Source organism: Campylobacter concisus ATCC 51562 (assembly GCF_000466745.1).
GTDB classification, from domain to species: Bacteria; Campylobacterota; Campylobacteria; order Campylobacterales; family Campylobacteraceae; genus Campylobacter_A; species Campylobacter_A concisus_B.
This window is the reverse complement of the sequence record NZ_ANNI01000008.1, coordinates 107,292-125,730: the sequence shown is the minus strand read 5'-3', so window position 1 is coordinate 125,730 and position 18,439 is coordinate 107,292. Positions and strand designations below refer to the sequence as shown.

Below are 18,439 nucleotides of genomic sequence, written 5' to 3'. Positions count from 1 at the left end.
AGAAAAAATTGTTGGCGATTAAAAATTTTAAAGTATGTATTTTTATTAGTAGGTTTATAGGGTTTAGTTTATATATGCGTATCCACTTCTTTTTTCTATATTTATAGAGGCTACATTGTTATTTTTATCTGTTAAGACTATCTTGCAATTGCCTTTCAATAGTCTTGAATAAGGTCTTTTCGCTCCTTTATTGTTAGTAACACTTACCACTCTCATAGGCCTACCTAATTCGTCAAAATTAATGGTTTGCATTTTGCCTTTTCCGCAACTACCGACAAATTTAACTGATTTTATGCCATATTTTTTCTCGATATTTAAATCTGTATTAATTTTATTGCAATAGGACTGAGGAATGCCTCTCCAGCCCGCACTTAAGAATTTGTTTGATTTTTGTGTATCGATGGCAACCTCTTCTTTGGAATTTAAGTTACCACTAAATTTATTACCACTACCTCTTTTATCATAAAAAATACTATATTTCCAAGATTTAACCCCAGGCTCATCTACTGAGCACTCTTGCAAACTAGTATCATTAATAGCTATCCCCCATCTCATTTTAAACCAAAATTTTTCATTTTCTGAATGTACAAATTTATCATCTTGCATGGCAAGGTGCTGGGCGTACTTTATATGCGTTAGCATCTGTGTAGCTGCCTCTCTAGCTCCATTTATTTCTAGCCTTGGTATGATCATTGCTGCAAGTATGCCTACGGCAATGATTACAAAGATAAGCTCTATAACAGTAAAACCCTTGTTTCTATTCATCTACTTACCTCTTATGTCAAAATTTGCAATTACTTTTCCCATTTTTTCTATGCAAAATTTTGATTTTCCATCTAGATCGGCGCTTACCAATAAATTTTTAGACTCATCTCTTACGTCTATACCATAAAATTTAAGTCTTAATGCAAGCTTTTTATTATCAGTGTATAAATCCTCAATTTCCGCTTCTTTTAATTTAGTAGTAAGCTCTTTTACAACATCAAATTTATAGACAAAATGCTTTGTTGGATTATCCAAAAATAGGTAAAAAATTTGATTAAATACAATCATCGACCAGTTTATGGCCAGAAAAAGCATCACTAAAGTCGTACAAATTTTATAGCCTTTTCTAAATTTTGGCAATCTTACACGATACGAATTAAAAAATACTCTTACCATAAGTGGCGTTGCGATCACGCAAAACGGCAAAAACTGCTCAAGCTCCAGCCTTTGGCGCACTGAGACTATCATACAAAAGCAAAACGAGCAAATCGCAATAAACCATAAAAGATCCTTCTTTTCCTTAACCCAAATTCTATAAATCGTATAGACAAAAAAGATAAAAATAAATGGCGAAAAAACAGCGGCAAAGATACCAAAAGTATCGATAAAGTGCCCACTTGGCCTACCATTTGTATCAAAACCAAAAAAGTAAAGTGTTAGCAAAAACAAAATAGCACTTAGCCAGGCAAGCGGAGGCCTTCTTTTATAAAGTGAAAATATAAAAAATCCTACGTAAAATATCAAAAAATCACCATCTATAAAAAAAGAAAGACAAAAAAATGTTACAAATAAAATTTTATTTTTAACATGAAAAAAGTATATACATAGAAGCGCCAGCATAACGCAAAGCCCAGCATTATTGACGATAAGAGCTGAAGCTAGCGTGCCAGGAAGTAAGATAAAAAGCAATACCGCAATAAGTCTGTCAAACTCTAATTTAATGTAAAATTTGCTTATCTTATACATTAAAACGACACTTATTACATGAAAAGCGATCATCACAGATCTTAGAGCAAGATCTGTTTGACCAAAAATTTGAACACTTAAGTTTAAAACATGGCTAAGAAAATTTTGTTTGTTAAAAAAAATTTCAGCTTCACTGTAACTTATGCTAAGAGAATTTGCCGTATAAAGTAAAAATATACAATCGATCAAACATATTAAAAATACGCTAAAAGCGACGTGATGTCCAACAAATTCTCTAAATTTATCTAGCAAAAATTTTCCTTAAATATGTATATCCCAAAAAAACTCGATCCAATCGTGAGCCTCTTTTACCTTAAATTCTGGCAAAAGCAGAGCTTTCTCTTTATAAAAGACGGTCGCTATCTTTATATCTAAATTTGGATAGCGTTTGAGTAGCTCTCTTTTTATCTCGACCATGCTCTCACCACTATCGATGATGTCATCGACGAGCAAAATTTTAGTGTATTTGCTAAGATCTGGCACGTTAAAGATATTAATCGTATCAAGCTTGTTTGTATCTTCATAATGGATAGAATTTAGGGTAAATAAATTTCTATTATTAAGCGCAACGGCTAGCGAGTGACCAAGCGTTAGACCGCCCCTTGCCACAGCTAGTATCACCTCTGGATCAAACTCATCTTTTATCTGTTTTGCCATCTTTTTGGCATCAACGGCAAATTCATCGTAGCTATAAAATATCATCTTTCATCCTTATTAATGCACTAAAAATACGATAAAACTAATGAGCGCTAGTACGACTACGCCTAAATTTATATCGCTAAATTCTCTCTTTATGAGCTTAACTATGACGTATGACATAAAGCCAAATGCAAGGCCGTTTGTGATCGAGTAAGTAAGCGGGATGAGCACAACTATGAAAAATGTCGCAACAGCTATGGCTGGATCTTTAAAATTTATACTAGCAAGCTCAGCAAACATAAGCACGCCGACCATTACAAGGATCGGATAGATGGCATTGCCAGGGATAGCTTTAAAAAGTGGCAACATAAATAGTGTAAGTATAAATAAAAGTCCGCAAAATACAGCTGTTAGACCAGTCCTACCGCCCTCTTCTACGCCGCTTGCGCTCTCTACAAACGATGTGGTCGTACTTACACCTACAAGCGAGCCAGCTGCAGTAGCAACAGCGTCAGCTTCAAGGGTTTTTTCAAGTTTTACGACGCCATCTTTTTTGTTTTCGTCAAATATCCCAGCCCTTGTGCCAACGCCAGCTAGTGTGCCTATCGAGTCAAAAAGATCGGTCACAAAAAATGTGATAACAACTGGGAGTAAAGCTAGGCTAAAGGCACCTTTTATGTCAAGCTCTAAAAATATCGGTGAGATAGAGGCTGGAGTTGAGAAAATTTCTGTTGGATGAGGAGCGATGCCAAGCACCCAAGCGATCACTGAAGTGACAAGCACGGCTAGGATAAACGCACCCTTTATCTTCCACGCCCAAAAGCAAATAACCAAAAATAGCCCCAAAACGCCAAGAAGCACGTTTGGATCTCTGAAATTTCCTATGCCAACCAAAACTGCGTCGCTATTTACGATAAAGCCCATTTGCTGAAATGCCACAAAGCTGATAAATGTGCCTATGCCAGCGCTTATCGCTCTTCTTAGATCAAGTGGGATGGATCTTATTATCCACATTCTAAAATTTGTAAAAGACAAGACGACAAATATCACGCCGCTTAGAAAAACAACGCCAAGAGCCGTTTGCCAAGGCACTTTCATGCCGATGCAAAGACCAAATGTAAAATAAGCGTTAAGCCCCATACCAACGCTCATCGCAACTGGCGTGTTCGCCCAAAGACCATTTAATATAGTAGAAAAGATGGTAATTAGCGCAGTTGCCGTAATTAGCGCCTCATAAGGCATACCAGTTTTGCTCATAATGATCGCATTTACCGGCACGATATACATCATCGCCAAAAATGTCGTAAGTCCCGCTCCAAATTCCTGCTTCACACTCGTTTTATTTTGTGCTAAGTCAAAAAATTTCACCCCAAGCTCCTTTTAGTAAATTTTAAGTTCGTTATATAAGCTATCACGCTCAACTGGCGTAAAACCAGATGTTTTAATAAGATCGCAAAATGTCTTTAACGTAACGCCATTTGCGCTGTTTGCACCTGCTGCACTTTGTATGCTCTCTTTTTCTATCGTACCATCAAGATCATCAGCGCCAAATTCCTGAGCGATCATCGCTAAATTTAGCGTCGAAGTGGCCCAGTAAGCTTTGATGTGTGGGACATTATCAAGCACAAGACGTGAGATCGCCAGAGTCTTTAAAATTTCAGCCGATCCTAGAAATTTCACATCTTTTAAGTAGTTATTTTCTCTTTGATAGACAAGCGGGATAAATGCGTTAAATCCACCAGTTTCATCCTGCAAATCTCTAATCCTTAGCATGTGATCGATCCTGTTATCGCGGCTTTCTATGTGGCCAAAGAGCATTGTTGCATTGCTTTGCCTGCCCTTGTCGTGCCACATTTTATGGATCTTTAGCCAGTTTTCGCTACTTACTTTGCCTTTGCAAATTTTAGCCCTGATCTCTTCATCAAAAATTTCAGCCCCGCCGCCTGGCATGCTATCGACGCCGTATTCGAGCATCTTCTCTATCACCTCATCATAGCTTAAGCCGTAGTATCTTGACAAAAAGTCGATCTCAGCTGCTGTCATCGCCTTTACATGAAGCTCTGGATGAGCTGCCTTTATCTTTTTAAAAATCTCTAAATACCACTGCCAGCCACTTTTTGCATTGTGAGCTGATACGATGTGTATCTCCTTTACGCCGTGGCTCACGCTCTCATCAACGATCTTTAAAATCTCTTCGTGGCTCATTAGGTATGGATTTGGATTTTTTCTGTGAGCTGAAAATGCGCAAAATTTACAGATATCAGCGCAGATATTTGTTGGATTGATATGGCGATTTACATTAAAAAAGACCTTATTGCCGTGCAGTTTTCTGCGCTTTTTATCGGCAAATTTAGCCAATGTAAAAAGATCAAGCTCATAAAGCGAAAAAGCCTCTTGTTTGCTTAATCTCTCGCCACTTTCTAGTTTTTGTAATAGATTCATTATTTGTATCGTCCTAAAGCTGAACTTAAGGCTTCATTATAGGCAAATAAAGCTTTGTTTTTGCAAAAATTATGTAACATTTGCCAAGATATTTTTAACAATGGAAACATTAAATGCTGGCCGATAAAAGTACCAAAAATAGCGATAATTATTTAAAAATCAAAGAGAAATTTCTTGATTTTAAGGCAAATTTACCAAAACATTTTCAAAAAAATCAGGGTAGAAATTTTGCAAATTTTTTAGCCAAAGAATATGATGATTTTATAAAATCTTATTTAAATGAAACTATGCGAGAATTTTTTGATGATTTTGTGCCGCAAAATGACAGCTTTGCCTTTAGTGTTTTAGCTACTGGAAAATACGCTCAAACACTACTTAGCGCAAATAGTGAGCTTGAAATTTTACTAGTTTATAAAAATTTAAAAGGCTACAATATAAAGAATTTCTTAAAAGAATTTAGCGAAATTTTAAGTAGCTCTGGAATAAATTTTTATATAAAAAGCGCTGAAATAGATGAAATTTTTACAAATTACAAAGACGATCTCAAATTTAAAAGCGAAACATCACAAGTCCGATATATCTGTGGTTCAAAAAGCCTCTACCGCTTAGTAAAAAGCGAGATCATAAAATTAAAAGAATTTGATAAAAAAGCCTTTTTAAACTACCATTTAAAGGCATTTTTGCCATTTTCTAGCATCAGCTACTTAGCCCAAGAGCCAAATCTAAAAAGTGGCTTTGGCGGGATAGATGAAATTTACCACTTAAACTGCATACTAAACTGCCTTGATAGCGACATTTCAGTTAGATCACAAGCCCTAAAAGTGATGAATGAAAAAGAGATCGCTAGCTTTAACCTAAATGTGGACTTTTTACTAAGCCTACTAACTACCTTAAATTTAACGCAAAATTCTGATACTTTTAGCGCTTCAAGCGTTGAGATCACGACAAATTTCATGCAGACAAAGTCTAAAAAGCTTCAAGATAACGAAAGCGTTATCAGCCAAAAAATGCTAAGCTCGATGAATAATGTCGCCATTTATTCGAGGTTTATCGTCGCTTCTCTTTGCAGGCCATTTTTTAAAAGTGAGCTAAATTTTGATCAGAGAAAATTTGCTAGGCTAAAAAATGGCTTTTACGAAATAAATGGCGTTATTTACGTGCCACTTCATAAAAAGCCAGCTTTTATTGAAAATCTAATAACCAAGCTTTTAGAACTAAAAGATGTGGATTATAAATTTGATATAAGCGCGATCTTTTACATCAAGCGAGCCATCATCACAAAAAGTGGCTTAGAGCGTGCTATAAGTGAGTTTAAGAAGATATTTTTAAGAAAAAATTCCTACGCAATTTTAAAATCATTGCTCGATGCACAAATGATACAAATTTTAATAAAACCAATGGAACACATCAGCCAGCTAGCTCAGTACGACGGCTATCACGAATTTACGGTCGATGAGCATAGCATTTTAAGTGTAAAATTTCTTGAAAATATAAAAGATAAATTCATAAAAAATCTCTATACCGAGCTTTGCTTGGAGGGTAAAACAATGCTAAAGATCGTGACTTTAATGCACGACGTTGGCAAGGGGCTTGGCAAAGACCACGCAAATATCGGCGCAAATATCTTTAGAGCATACGCAAACAAGCTAAATTTAAGCCAAAAAGCCGTAAATATCGGCGTCATCTTGATAAAATACCACACGCTAATGAGCAATGTCTCAAACAGAGAGGACATTTATTCCCAACGCGTTATATTTGCTTTTATCTCAAAGCTTGGCGACAAGCAGGTTTTAAAACTGCTTTACATCCTTAGCTACTGCGTGATAAATGCGACAAACGAGAGACTCTATAACGCCTACACAGCAAAGCTTTTAAGGGAACTTTATGAAATTTCTCTTAGCGCATTTAGCGATGAAAATTTACTTGATGAAGCGACAAGGCGCGTAAAAAAAGAGCAGTCTATAAAACGAAATAGCGAGTTTTTGGCGCTTGAGTCAAGCTTGCAAGAAAAAATTTTTAAAATCACATCAAATCTTGTCTTTATAAAATATAATGCGAGTGAGATCATAAATTTAAGCAAAGCTGCAGATAGCTTAGATACGACAGAAATTTTTATAAATAACTCTAAAAATTTAAGCATACAAATTTATACAAAAAAGAGCCTAAACTTAAGCGCCCTGCTCTATGAATTTGCCAAATTTGACCTTGCATACATGGAAATTTTTGAGCTATTTGAGAAGAAATTTTATATTAGGCTTGATTTTAACCAAAATGTTAAAAAAGAGGAGCTTGAAATTACTAAAAATTTAGCTCTAAAATCCCTAAATAGCGAAGTTTTAAAAGAGCCTTTGAAACCAAACATTAACAAAGATGAGATAAACTTCGAGCTAAATCACTCAAAAGATTATGCCAAACTTAGCATCAACGCAAAAGATCAGCGTGGGCTAATGGCTTATGTGATGAGTGTTTTTGATAGGCTTCATTTTCAAGTCACGAGTGCTAGAATCCAAACGGTCAAAAATAGAACGAGAAATCTCTTTTTGATCGAGAAAAACGAGCGACTTGAGAGTAAAGGCGAAGAGATATTAAATTTATTAATAAGCGAGTAAAACATGTGTGGAATCGTAGGATACATCGGAGATAAAGAGAAAAAAGAGGTCATTTTAAGCGGTCTAAAAGAGCTTGAGTATCGCGGATACGACAGCGCTGGCATGGCTGTGATGAGTGATGACAAGATTGATTTTTTTAAGGCGGTCGGCAAGCTTGAAAATTTAGCCCTAAAGACAAAGGACTTTACATCAGAGGGCTTTGGCGTGGCAATAGGTCACACACGCTGGGCGACGCACGGCAAACCAACTGAGATAAACGCTCACCCGCACCTTGGCGAGCACTCATTTGTCGTTCACAATGGCATCATTGAAAATTACAAAGAGCTTAAAGATGAGCTTGAAGCAAAGGGCGTGAAATTTGTCAGCCAAACCGATACTGAGGTGATCGTGCACCTTTTTGAAGAAATTTTAAAAGAGAAAAAAGATCCATTTAAAGCTTATGAGGCAACTATTGCAAAGCTAAGAGGCGCTTATGCGACGCTACTTATCACCAAAACTGCGCCTGATAAGATATTTTTTGCAAAAGATGCCGCTCCTATGGCGATAGGAAAGAGCAATGAAAAAGAGCTATATTTTGCCTCATCAGATGCCCCACTTATCGGTAACGCAACTGAAGTTGCATATCTTGATGACAATAATTACGGCTACGTGAGCTTGGACGAGATCGCAGTCTTTAAACACGGCAAAAAGGCGAGCATAACGTTTAATGCTTTACCAAAAGATAAGAGCTATGCCCAAAAAGAGGGCTATACATTTTTTATGGAGAAAGAAATTTACGAGCAAGGTGCGGTCGTATCTGAAACCATCATGGGCAGAATCAAAAACCACAAAGTCACCCTTGAAAATTTAGACGATGAATATCTAAAAAGTATCGATGATGTCGTACTTTGTGCGTGCGGTACGAGCTACCATGCAGCGCTAACCGCAAGCTATCTTTTTGAAAGGCTTGCCAAAGTTAGAACAAAGGTCGAAGTGGCAAGTGAATTTAGATATAGAAAGCCTTATCTAAACAAAAACTCGCTCTTCATCGTCATCTCACAAAGTGGCGAGACAGCCGATACTCTTGAGGCACTTAGGATAGCAAAAGAGGCTGGGCTTAGAACGCTTGCGATTTGCAACGTCGATAACTCATCTATCGTTAGGCTAGCTGACAATACACTTCTAACTCGTGCTGGCATCGAAAAAGGTGTGGCAAGCACAAAGGCCTTTGCAACGCAGATCATCGTGCTTTGGATGCTTGTGCTTCAAATGGCGGCAGCTAAAAATTCTATCAGCAAAAAAGAGCTTGATCACGAGATCAAAACGCTTCTTCACATTCCACAAATTTTAAATATCAATAACTCTCTTCAAGAGAAGCTTCACCGCCTAAGCAAGCACTATTTGCACGGTCATGGCTTCTTCTTCATCGGTAGAGACATCTTCTATCCGCTGGCACTTGAAGGTGCGCTAAAGCTTAAAGAAATTTCATATCTTCACGCCGAAGGCTATCCATCAGGTGAGATGAAACACGGCCCTATCGCACTTGCAGATGAGAAGCTATTTACGATCGCTTTAATGCCTCAAAATTTACTTTACGAAAAAACAAAGAGCAATGTCGAAGAGCTTGCCGCAAGAGATGCTTACATCCTGGCGATAAGCCCACTTGAGTTTGAGCTAAGCGATGACTACGTAAAAACAAGCGTTCAAGATCACTACATGAGCGAATTTTTTGAGATGATGCTAGTGCTTCAGCTACTTGCACTTGAAATTTCTGTTAGACTTGGCAACAACGTCGATATGCCAAGGAATCTTGCAAAAAGCGTGACTGTCGAATAATTTAACTGGCCAGCAAACACTGGCTAGTTAAATTTTAGTTGATATTTTGCATTAGATTTTATAAAATTCTGTTCTTAAAAGAGTGCAACCCAGCTAAAATTTATCTATCCTTAGTTTAAATTTTTATACTTTACCATGACAACAAAAAATAGAAACATATGTATCATTTTTGATTGACTAAAAGTTTGATGAATTAAGCAAAAAGGATAAGAATATCGCACTGGAGCATTTTAGAATAATGTGCGATATTAAAAATCAAAAGTGGATGTTGTCGATCTTGCTATCATCTTCTCTTTAAGATCAAAAGAGATTTTTAATAAAAGCGTTACATATATTAAAGCTTTTTTGTAGCCCATTAAACTAAAAAATTTTAAGGCTCAAGACTCTTAAATTTTATCTTTACCTAGTATCGTTGTCAGCTGTTCTTTTATTCTATCATCAAATTCACTAACACTTATGACACCCCTGCTTTCGCACATCTTAGCATCATTAACATCACAGTAGTCACTAAGTGCGTTTTTGTATCCGCCCCTTATACAAGCCTCTCTGTCTTCTAAAAATCCAGCCCCGCCAAGGATGAGCACGCCAAGGTCAAAACCTATCTTAAATTTCGCACTCGCTGAGCTTTTAACCCAGCTTAAAAATATCTCATCGTATCTTAATCCAAGTGCTCCAACGCCATCTGGCACGACCAAAATATCCACACCATAAAGGCTCTCAGCGTAAATTTCTGGATGAAGCCTGACGCCAAATTCATCGATTATCTCAGGCTTTAGTGCATAAGTCTTGATATTAAAATCCTCAAATTTATGTAAGAAATCATAAATTTTGGCAAAGCTTAGTAGATTTAGCTTGTCAAACATCAAAATGCCAACTTTCATGCTAGCTCCTTTTAATGAAGTGCCTCATTTAGCTTGATCGCCCTTTTGCTCGTACTTGCAGTGATCTGGCCTGTTTGGCTGTTTTGTCTGAAATGAAGCCCGTTTAGTCCGCCAAGCTCAAGCGCTTTGTAAATTTCAGCTTCAAATTTAAACTCCGGATTTAGCTTAGCTAGCTTTTCGCGCTCGCTTGCAGAGATATAGACCTTTGTGCCCTCAAGCACCGCTATGCCAGCATCCACGATGCAGTTATCACCAAGAGGTACACCCGTGACTGAGTTTGCCCCAAGCAAGCAGTGTTTGCCGATGCTTACAGGATTGCCATTTGTGCCACTTAGCACGCCAAGTATGCTTGCCCCTCCGCCTACGTCACTACCCTCGCCAACTACGACAGAGCTGCTGACTCTGCCTTCAACCATCACCCCACCGGTTGTACCTGCGTTAAAGTTGATATAGGCAGCACCTGGCATGACGACTGTGCCAGGATGCACAGCAGCACCCATGCGAACCTTGGCTGAGTCTAAAATTCTCGTGTTATCAGCTGGGATGATATGGCTTAAAAATCTTGGGAATTTATCGACGCTAACGATCGCTGGATATTCGCCAAACATCTTTAGAGAAATTTCATTTTCTCTTAGCCATTCAAGCTCAATTGGCGTATTTTGGCTAGTCCATGCAACATTTGGTAATACACCAAAAGCTCCATCAAGCACGATCGTCCTAGGTGCGACCTTGCCAAGCGAGATCAAGTAAAGCTTGAGATATACGGCCTCCACGCTAAGTGGCTTTGCATCATCAAACAAAAATACAAGCTTAAATTTATTCTCATTTAGTTCAAGATCGTCATCGAATGCCATTTTTACGGCATGCAAATTTTGTACATTTTTATGAGAGCTTATCTCTTTTTCAAAAACACTAAAGAGCTTGCTAGCCTTTTTTACCACTTTTGGAGTAAGATCGGCTACAAATTCAGAACCGTTAAAATCAACCTTAACATCACATTTTTGCAAGACATAGATATAAGCAGCTGCGCTTAAAAAGCTCTCTTTGTAATTTACAACAGCGAATGTCGCTTGTAAAATTTTATCTGTATTTTTTTGTCCACGATCGATCCTAGCGATACCAAAAGCAAGTGGATCTTTGTAGCCATCTTTTTTTCTAAATTCTTCAAAAAATTCCTTAAATTCATTTGCATCTTTAAACTCTTTAGACATCTATTCTCCTTTAAATTTTTTCTTAGTCTAGCCAAAAATGGCTAAAAATTTTATGATTTTAAGTCCATTAAAATTTTAAATATTTTTATATTTTTAATAATGATTAATCTTATCATAAAGTAAATTGCAATAAGATTTTGCAAATTTAAAGAAGGGGTTTAAATGTCAAATTTAGTAACAAAACCTAGATTTGCTCTGGCTGCGTTAATCGGCCTTATCGCTGGTGTTGTCTCAGCCTTTGTCAAATGGGGAGCAGAATTTCCACTTCCTCCAAGAAGTCCGATGGATATGTTTAACGCTGCTTGCGGACCAGAGAGTGCCATTAGAGCAGCCGATGCGATCGATTGCTCTAGAAATTTCTTAAATCCGCCTTATGTATTTTTAAGAGATTATTTGGGAGTGGCCGATCCAAATGCCGCTATTTACGAGTTTGCAGGGCATGCGTTTAACTACGTAATGATGACGCATATATTATTTTCGATAGTTTTTGCGGTTGCTTATTGTGTTTTGGCTGAGAAATTTCCAAAGATTACAATATGGCAAGGCTTACTAGTTGGCGTTATCGTAAATATCGCTGTTCACGTGATCACATTGCCTATTTTAGGGCTTACTCCACCACTTTGGACACTCCCTTGGTACGAGCATGTATCTGAATTTGTCGGTCACATGATATGGTTCTGGTCGATAGAGATCATCCGTCACGACCTAAGAGCTAGGATCACAAAAGAAAAAGATCCAAGTGATTATTGCTACTGCAACGCATAAATTCAAATTTTTGCTGTTTTGGGCTAAAAACCTAAAACAGCAACTAAATTTATCTCACCATTTAAAAGCAAAATTTATCCGCGATTAGCACTCCTGGCTAAGCTCTAAATTTTCTAAACGAAGTGGCTTTTCACCTTCAAAAATCACCCCAATACCAAAAGGTTCGCAAATATCGAGTGCACCCTCAGCAAATCTCATCAGCCACTGCTTATCGTGCGCATAAAAGGTACATTGTGGCGAGCTAAAGGGCAGGTCGCAAACTGGCACGTCAAGCAATTTAAGCTCGTCCTTGCTCAAAAAGCACCCTCGCCTAAGCTCATCTTTTAAAAAGATAAGCGCCTCTTTTACATACCGGTCAATATCGCCGGCGATACGCTGTGCTAGCAAAGTAGTCTCATCGTCCACATCTGCCCCATTTGCCGAGATAAGGCAAAAGAGCACTTGGCCAAAAATTTCGCTTTTTAGCACCGTCTCCGCGTACCAAATAAAGCCATCATCTGTTGCAACTTTTTCAAGCTTGCCAAATTTCAAAGTCATTTTTTATTCTCATTTTTGTGGTTTTGATACTCTTACGAAAAAGAGCGAAATTTAAGCAAATCTGTCGTGACATAAAATAGATATAGCTTGTAAATTTGCCCTTTTAGCATAAAGAAAAAGCTAAATTTACAAGCAAATTTTCAGTTTTTCTCGCTATTTAGAAGCAAAATTTCTCATCAGTGCCATTTTGCTTGCGCATAGCTTTAAAGTTAGCAAGATTATCTTTATCTAAAAAATAATCTTTCTCTTTTTTATTGCGGGCTTCTAGCTTTTCTATGCCTTTTATAAGGGCTGCTTTTCTATCTTCGTGAGGCGAGCTAAATTCTGGCGAGAACATCGCTTCATAGGCATTTTTCTTAGTCCATTCAAGCGCTTTATCAGCGATCTCTTGTTGCTTTTTGATATCGCAAAATGCATAAGGATTGACCACGTCGCCAACAAGCTTCATAAACGCCCCTATCGCAGCCACCACATCAGTAAATTTCTCACCCTCCATGTCTATAACGCCTCTTAGCAAGATCGCGCGGTTTTTTGCCGCATAAAACCAAAATACCGCATCATCGCGAAGTCCAAGATCATAAGCGCGAGCTGAGAGAACAAAAAGAGTTATCGGAGAGACCATTTGTGGGGCATCTTGCACGATCTTTTCAGCCTTTTTAAAGTCCTCTACTTTGCCACTTTTTAAAAGCTCATCTATCTTGTCATAGACCTTGACATACTCCACCTTGCCAGCATTTGCTGAGTAGTAAGGCGTGACGTAGATGTCGATACTTCTTACTTTGCCATCGTTTGCAAAGCCACATACCGCTCCAAAAAGTAGCGCCGTAAGCAGTGATAAAATTTTCATTTTAGCTCCTTGGTTTAAAATTTTTATTATTTTAACTAAAAGCAGTTGAAAAGGTTAGGATAAATTTAAGAGATAAACTATGTTTTTTAACCAACACAAGAAGCAAAATTGTATAAAATCTCTAACGAATAGTTTTATTAATTTCTCTTCTTAGTCTATCTTCTTCTTTTTCTTTTTTTAAAATCATTTCTGCTTTTGCACGCAATTCTTTTCTTCTACCTGCTGCTTTTAGCCTAAAAAAGCGATTAAATTTACTGTAATATTTAATTGAAAAATAGAAATGTGGTATCAAGAGCAAAATTACTATTATCAATGGCATGTAATCGTTAATAGTAGGCATATTAATGCTAGGCATAGATCTATTAAATATCTTATATATACAAATTGCAAGCAAGCCAATAACAAAAACCCAAAATGAAAATGTTGAATTTAACGTCCATACGATATCTTTTATACGCCATTTTATTTTTAATAGTTTATTTTGAAAATAAAGCTCCAGTAATAATGTTATCGGCGAAATTGCAAAAATAAACATAGATAACACGATAAACATGGCTACTGGAGTTGAAAGCCTCATCGCTTGACCTACCCTATCCCTATGAACACGTCCCATAAAAATCCTTTATATTTTATATATCGTAATTTATAAAAAGTAGAATTATAACAAAAAACCAAAGAATCAATTGTTTTTAAACGACTAAAATAAATCATGTAAAGTCCGCAAATTTAAAGCGGACTTCGAAGATTAGTTTTTAAAACTATGAATTGGAGCTGGAATTTGTCCGCCACGAGCGATGAAGTCGGCACTAGAGGCTTTGTTTATCTTCATCACAGGTGCTCTTCCTAAAAGGCCGCCAAACTCGATCATATCGCCCTCACGGCCTAATGGTATGATACGAACGGCCGTTGTTTTTTGATTTATAACGCCGATAGCCGCCTCATCAGCGATCATCGCAGCTATGCTCTCGCTTGGTGTGTCAGCAGGTATAGCGATCATATCAAGACCAACCGAGCATATCGCTGTCATCGCCTCAAGCTTTTCTAAATTTAGCGATCCCGCACGCACAGCAGCTATCATGCCCTCATCTTCTGAGACTGGGATAAATGCACCGCTTAAGCCGCCCACTTGATTGCACGCCATGACGCCACCTTTTTTGACCGCGTCATTTAGCAAAGCAAGTGCCGCAGTCGTGCCATGCGTACCAACAGCCTCAAGCCCCATCTCTTCAAGCACACGAGCTACCGAGTCGCCCACAGCTGGTGTTGGGGCAAGAGAGAGATCGACGATACCAAATTTAACCCCAAGTCGCTCGCTCGCCATTTGGCCAACTAGCTGGCCGATACGCGTGATCTTAAACGCCGTTTTTTTAACGGTCTCAGCCACCACGTCAAAGCTCTCGCCACGCACCTTTTCAAGGGCTCTTTTTACTACTCCTGGACCAGAAACGCCCACATTTATCACCACATCGGCCTCGCCCACGCCATGAAATGCACCGGCCATGAAAGGATTGTCTTCGACTGCATTTGCAAAGACGACAAGCTTAGCACAACCCATCCGAGATGCTGCCGCCGTCTCTTTTATAATGCGTCCCATATCACGCACCGCGCTCATATTTATGCCAGTTTTCGTTGAGCCGACATTAACACTTGAGCATACTTTTGAAGTCTGAGAAAGTGCTTGCGGGATAGAATTTATCAAAATTTCATCGCCCTTTTGATATCCCTTTTGAACTAAAGCTGAAAAACCACCTATAAAATCAATACCAACCTCAATAGCCGCCCTATCAAGCGTCTTTGCGATCATCACGTAGTCTTTTGCGTCCGTTGCGGCGCCGATTATCGAGATAGGCGTCACGCTCACTCTTTTATTGACGATTGGTATGCCTAGCTCAGCAGAAATTTCATTGCCCACTTTGACTAGGTCTTTGGCTTTAGTGGTGATTTTTGCGTAAATTTTGTCGCAAGCCTTGTTTATATCAGGATCGATACAGTCAAGCAAACTAATGCCCATCGTGATCGTTCTGATGTCAAAATTTTGCTCTTCGATCATCGAGATCGTTTCGGTTACGTTTTTGATGTCCATTGTTTTTCCTTAGATTGTATGCATCGCATCAAAGATAGCAGAACTTTGGATATTTATCTTTACTTTTAGGCTCTCACCAAGCTCGTTAAGCTCTGCTCTTAAGGCCGTAAAGTCTTTATTTTCATCGCTTGAAACCACCGCCATCATCGTAAAAAACTCATCTAAAATAGTCTGTGAGATATCATCTATGTTTAGCCCTAGCTCGCTAAGCTTTGCTGAGACGCCAGCAACGATGCCGACTCTATCTTTTCCGACTACAGTTACGATCGCTTTCATGTTTTCTCCTATTAAATTTAAATGATTGCATTTTGGCTCCAAAATTTAAGCCAAGCATCAAGCAAAGCTAAATTTTGGTAGCCAAATTCAAACTGGCAAATTTTAAAATTTGCTCTAAATTTTATCTTTTGTAAATTTTACTTCGAGCAAGCACTCTTGCCGTCATTTACTGGCTGGATCGCTGAGTTATCAGCCCCACCGCCGTTATTTATATTTTCTATTATCTCCCAAAGCCTTGCAGCTGCGCTCTCGTAGCGTTTTGCAGTGACTGAGTTTGGCTCGTAGAAGCTAACTGGCTTACCATTATCTCCACCCACGCGAACAGCTGGCTCGATAGGGATTTCAGCTAAAATTTGCGTATTGTAAGCTTTTGCTATCTCTTCAGTCGTACCTTTGCCAAAGATGTCGTACTCTTTGCCGTTATCTGGGCAGATGAAACCACTCATATTTTCGATGACACCAGCGATTGGGATGTGAAGTTTCTCAAACATATCAAGCGCACGTTTGCTATCGTCAAGCGCTACCACTTGTGGCGTTGTGACGCAGACACCTGCCGTTACTGGCACGCTTTGAGCTAGAGTTAGCTGCGCGTCGCCCGTTCCTGGAGGCATATCAAGAAACAAGACATCAAGCTCACTCCAAAGCACGTCTTTTAGTAGCTGCTCGATAGCTTTCATTATCATCGAGCCACGCCAAATAAGGCTCATGCCCTCTTCCATCAAAACGCCCATACTCATCATCTCGACACCATGGCTAAGTATCGGCTTTAGCTTGTTGCCAACGACTTGTGGCTGAGTATTTACTTCGCCAAGCATTCTTGGGATATTTGGTCCGTAGATGTCAGCGTCTAAAATTCCCACTTTTTTGCCTAGTTTTGCCATTGAGATGGCTAAATTTAGCGTTGTGGTTGATTTACCAACGCCGCCTTTTCCAGAGCTTACCATTACAAAATTTTTAACTTGTGGCGCGATATTTTTGCCACTTTGAGTGTTACTTTTCTCCTCAGGTATCTTTGGCTGGATCAAATTTAGCACATACTCATTTGAGCCCATGACACGTTTGATGTCCGTTTTTAGCTCGTTTGCCACTTCTGGGCTTGAGCTGACGATCTCGACTTCGATTAAAATTTTATCGTCGATTTCTATATTTTTTACAAAGCCAAAGCTAACTATATCTTTTTCAAAGCCAGGATAAATAACACCTTTTAGTCTATTTAAGACCTCTTCTTTATTTAACATTTTTCTCCTTTTTCTAGATCTTTTGAAATTTTATATGCACAAAATTTTGGTCCGCACATCGAACAAAAATGAGCGCTCTTAAACGCATCCTCTGGCAAGCTCTCATCGTGAAGCTCTCTAGCCTTTTTTGGATCAAAGCTAAGCTCAAACTGCTTGTTCCAGTCAAATGCATACCTCGCGTCACTCATCGCATGGTCTTTTTCGATGGCTCCAGCTTTGCCAAGTGCGACGTCTGCGGCATGAGCTGCTATCTTGTGAGCTACGATGCCCTCTCTTACGTCATTTTCATTTGGTAGTCCTAGGTGCTCTTTTTGCGTCACGTAGCAAAGCATGCTAGCGCCGTGATATGCTGCCATCGTACCACCTATCGCTGAAGTGATATGATCATACCCCGCGCCGATATCGCTAACAAGCGGCCCAAGCACGTAAAATGGGGCGTCATGGCAGAGCTCTTGTTCGATTTTCATATTATACTCAATTTGATTTAATGGCACATGACCAGGGCCTTCTATCATCACTTGCACATCTTTTTGCCACGCACGAAGTGTAAGCTCTCCAAGTACCTTTAGTTCACTAAGCTGCGCCTCATCTGTCGCATCAAAAAGACATCCTGGACGAAGTCCGTCGCCAAGCGAGAGAGATACATCATATCTTGCGCAAATTTCTAAAATTTCATCAAAAATTTCATAAAATGGATTTTGTCTATTTAACTTTGACATATAGCTTGCACTTAGGCTACCTCCACGGCTTACTATGCCCATTTTACGCTTTTTAACAAGTGGCAAAAACTCACGCAAAAAGCCAGCGTGTATCGTAAAGTAACTAACTCCTTGCTTTGCTTGCTTTTCAAGTATCTCTAAAATGAGCTCATTTGTGATATTTGTAACCTCTTTTGCCTCTTTTAAAATTTCATACATAGGCACTGTGCCAACTGGCACGCTTGAATGATCGATGATCGCACTTCTAATAGCGTCTAAATCGCCGTCCGTACTTAGATCCATAACCGTATCAGCGCCAAATTCGAGGCAAATTTCAAGCTTTCTAAGCTCAGCGCAAATGTCACTACTTAGGCTTGAGTTGCCGATATTTGCATTGACCTTTGTCTTTAGCTTTCTACCTATGCCCATTGGCTTTAAATTTTTATGATTTATATTTGCTGGGATGATGATGCTACCTTTTGCCACCTCATCCATCACTAAAATTTCACTAAGCCTTTCGATCCTTGCCACATAGCTCATCTCTTGCGTTATCTCGCCGCGCCTAGCATAATACATCTGCGTCTTATCTCTCATATAAGGCCTTTTTTGATTTTTAAAAACCTCATTTTAGTCCTTTTTTGATTTAAACTAACTAAATAAGCTTTTA

Annotated in this window: 17 protein-coding genes; 3 read left to right on the top strand and 14 right to left on the bottom strand. The window is 38.6% G+C overall.

The features are described 5' to 3' along the window. Positions 1-63: 63 nt before the first annotated feature. From ATCC51562_RS07115 to mqnE, 5 genes are read right to left on the bottom strand one after another with little or no spacing between them, the layout of a single operon-like run. A complete protein-coding gene (locus tag ATCC51562_RS07115; RefSeq protein WP_021091533.1) occupies positions 64-765 on the bottom strand; it encodes a type II secretion system protein in 702 nt (233 codons plus the stop codon). Further along, entirely contained in the window at positions 766-1,983 is a 1,218-nt protein-coding gene (locus tag ATCC51562_RS07110) for a glycosyltransferase family 39 protein (protein ID WP_021091459.1), read from the bottom strand. 9 nt (positions 1,984-1,992) lie between these two features. Then, complete coding sequence (locus ATCC51562_RS07105; protein ID WP_021091484.1) at positions 1,993-2,433, bottom strand: phosphoribosyltransferase; 441 nt, start codon at positions 2,431-2,433, stop codon at positions 1,993-1,995. Between the two features lie 12 nt (positions 2,434-2,445). Further along, positions 2,446-3,738: an NCS2 family permease gene (locus ATCC51562_RS07100; RefSeq protein WP_021091463.1), complete on the bottom strand. Its 1,293-nt coding sequence runs from the start codon at positions 3,736-3,738 to the stop codon at positions 2,446-2,448. A 12-nt stretch (positions 3,739-3,750) separates the two neighbouring features. Beyond that, positions 3,751-4,815 (bottom strand): aminofutalosine synthase MqnE, encoded by a 1,065-nt coding sequence (gene mqnE, locus ATCC51562_RS07095; RefSeq protein WP_155242251.1) that lies wholly within the window; start codon positions 4,813-4,815, stop codon positions 3,751-3,753. Between the two features lie 110 nt (positions 4,816-4,925). Here mqnE and ATCC51562_RS07090 point away from each other — a divergent pair, with 110 nt between their 5' ends. Both ATCC51562_RS07090 and glmS read left to right on the top strand, forming a co-directional pair. After that, on the top strand, positions 4,926-7,421 hold the full coding sequence (locus tag ATCC51562_RS07090; protein ID WP_021091483.1) for an HD domain-containing protein: 2,496 nt from the start codon (positions 4,926-4,928) through the stop codon (positions 7,419-7,421). A 3-nt stretch (positions 7,422-7,424) separates the two neighbouring features. Further along, the gene (gene glmS / locus ATCC51562_RS07085; RefSeq protein ID WP_021091505.1) at positions 7,425-9,236 is read left to right on the top strand and encodes a glutamine--fructose-6-phosphate transaminase (isomerizing); all 1,812 of its coding nucleotides are present in this window, start codon (positions 7,425-7,427) and stop codon (positions 9,234-9,236) included. Positions 9,237-9,622: 386 nt separating this feature from the next. Here the strand turns inward: glmS and ATCC51562_RS07080 are convergent, their stop codons facing one another. Together ATCC51562_RS07080 and ATCC51562_RS07075 are read right to left on the bottom strand one after the other, a co-directional pair. After that, positions 9,623-10,117 (bottom strand): hypothetical protein, encoded by a 495-nt coding sequence (locus ATCC51562_RS07080; protein ID WP_021091536.1) that lies wholly within the window; start codon positions 10,115-10,117, stop codon positions 9,623-9,625. A gap of 11 nt (positions 10,118-10,128) precedes the next feature. Continuing rightward, a complete protein-coding gene (locus ATCC51562_RS07075) occupies positions 10,129-11,328 on the bottom strand; it encodes a 2,3,4,5-tetrahydropyridine-2,6-carboxylate N-succinyltransferase (protein WP_021091456.1) in 1,200 nt (399 codons plus the stop codon). Positions 11,329-11,490: 162 nt separating this feature from the next. Between ATCC51562_RS07075 and ATCC51562_RS07070 the strand changes: the two genes are divergently transcribed. Further along, the gene (locus ATCC51562_RS07070; RefSeq protein ID WP_021091476.1) at positions 11,491-12,093 is read left to right on the top strand and encodes a YagU family protein; all 603 of its coding nucleotides are present in this window, start codon (positions 11,491-11,493) and stop codon (positions 12,091-12,093) included. Positions 12,094-12,177: 84 nt separating this feature from the next. Here the strand turns inward: ATCC51562_RS07070 and ATCC51562_RS07065 are convergent, their stop codons facing one another. The 7 genes from ATCC51562_RS07065 to thiC form a co-directional block, all read right to left on the bottom strand. Further along, positions 12,178-12,630 carry a hypothetical protein gene (locus ATCC51562_RS07065; protein WP_021091449.1) on the bottom strand — a complete coding sequence of 151 codons (453 nt, stop codon included), beginning with the start codon at positions 12,628-12,630 and terminating at the stop codon, positions 12,178-12,180. A gap of 157 nt (positions 12,631-12,787) precedes the next feature. Next, on the bottom strand, positions 12,788-13,477 hold the full coding sequence (locus ATCC51562_RS07060; protein ID WP_021091520.1) for a hypothetical protein: 690 nt from the start codon (positions 13,475-13,477) through the stop codon (positions 12,788-12,790). Positions 13,478-13,598: 121 nt separating this feature from the next. Beyond that, positions 13,599-14,090 (bottom strand): hypothetical protein, encoded by a 492-nt coding sequence (locus ATCC51562_RS07055; RefSeq protein ID WP_035167532.1) that lies wholly within the window; start codon positions 14,088-14,090, stop codon positions 13,599-13,601. Positions 14,091-14,222: 132 nt separating this feature from the next. Continuing rightward, positions 14,223-15,560, bottom strand: coding sequence for a PFL family protein (locus tag ATCC51562_RS07050; protein ID WP_021091529.1), 1,338 nt, complete (start codon positions 15,558-15,560; stop codon positions 14,223-14,225). A 9-nt stretch (positions 15,561-15,569) separates the two neighbouring features. Further along, positions 15,570-15,836: an ACT domain-containing protein gene (locus ATCC51562_RS07045; protein WP_021091480.1), complete on the bottom strand. Its 267-nt coding sequence runs from the start codon at positions 15,834-15,836 to the stop codon at positions 15,570-15,572. Positions 15,837-15,973: 137 nt separating this feature from the next. Beyond that, on the bottom strand, positions 15,974-17,074 hold the full coding sequence (locus tag ATCC51562_RS07040; RefSeq protein WP_021091473.1) for an Mrp/NBP35 family ATP-binding protein: 1,101 nt from the start codon (positions 17,072-17,074) through the stop codon (positions 15,974-15,976). Continuing rightward, complete coding sequence (gene thiC, locus ATCC51562_RS07035; RefSeq protein WP_021091419.1) at positions 17,068-18,366, bottom strand: phosphomethylpyrimidine synthase ThiC; 1,299 nt, start codon at positions 18,364-18,366, stop codon at positions 17,068-17,070. Before thiC ends, ATCC51562_RS07040 begins: the two co-directional genes overlap by 7 nt. Positions 18,367-18,439 lie beyond the last annotated feature (73 nt).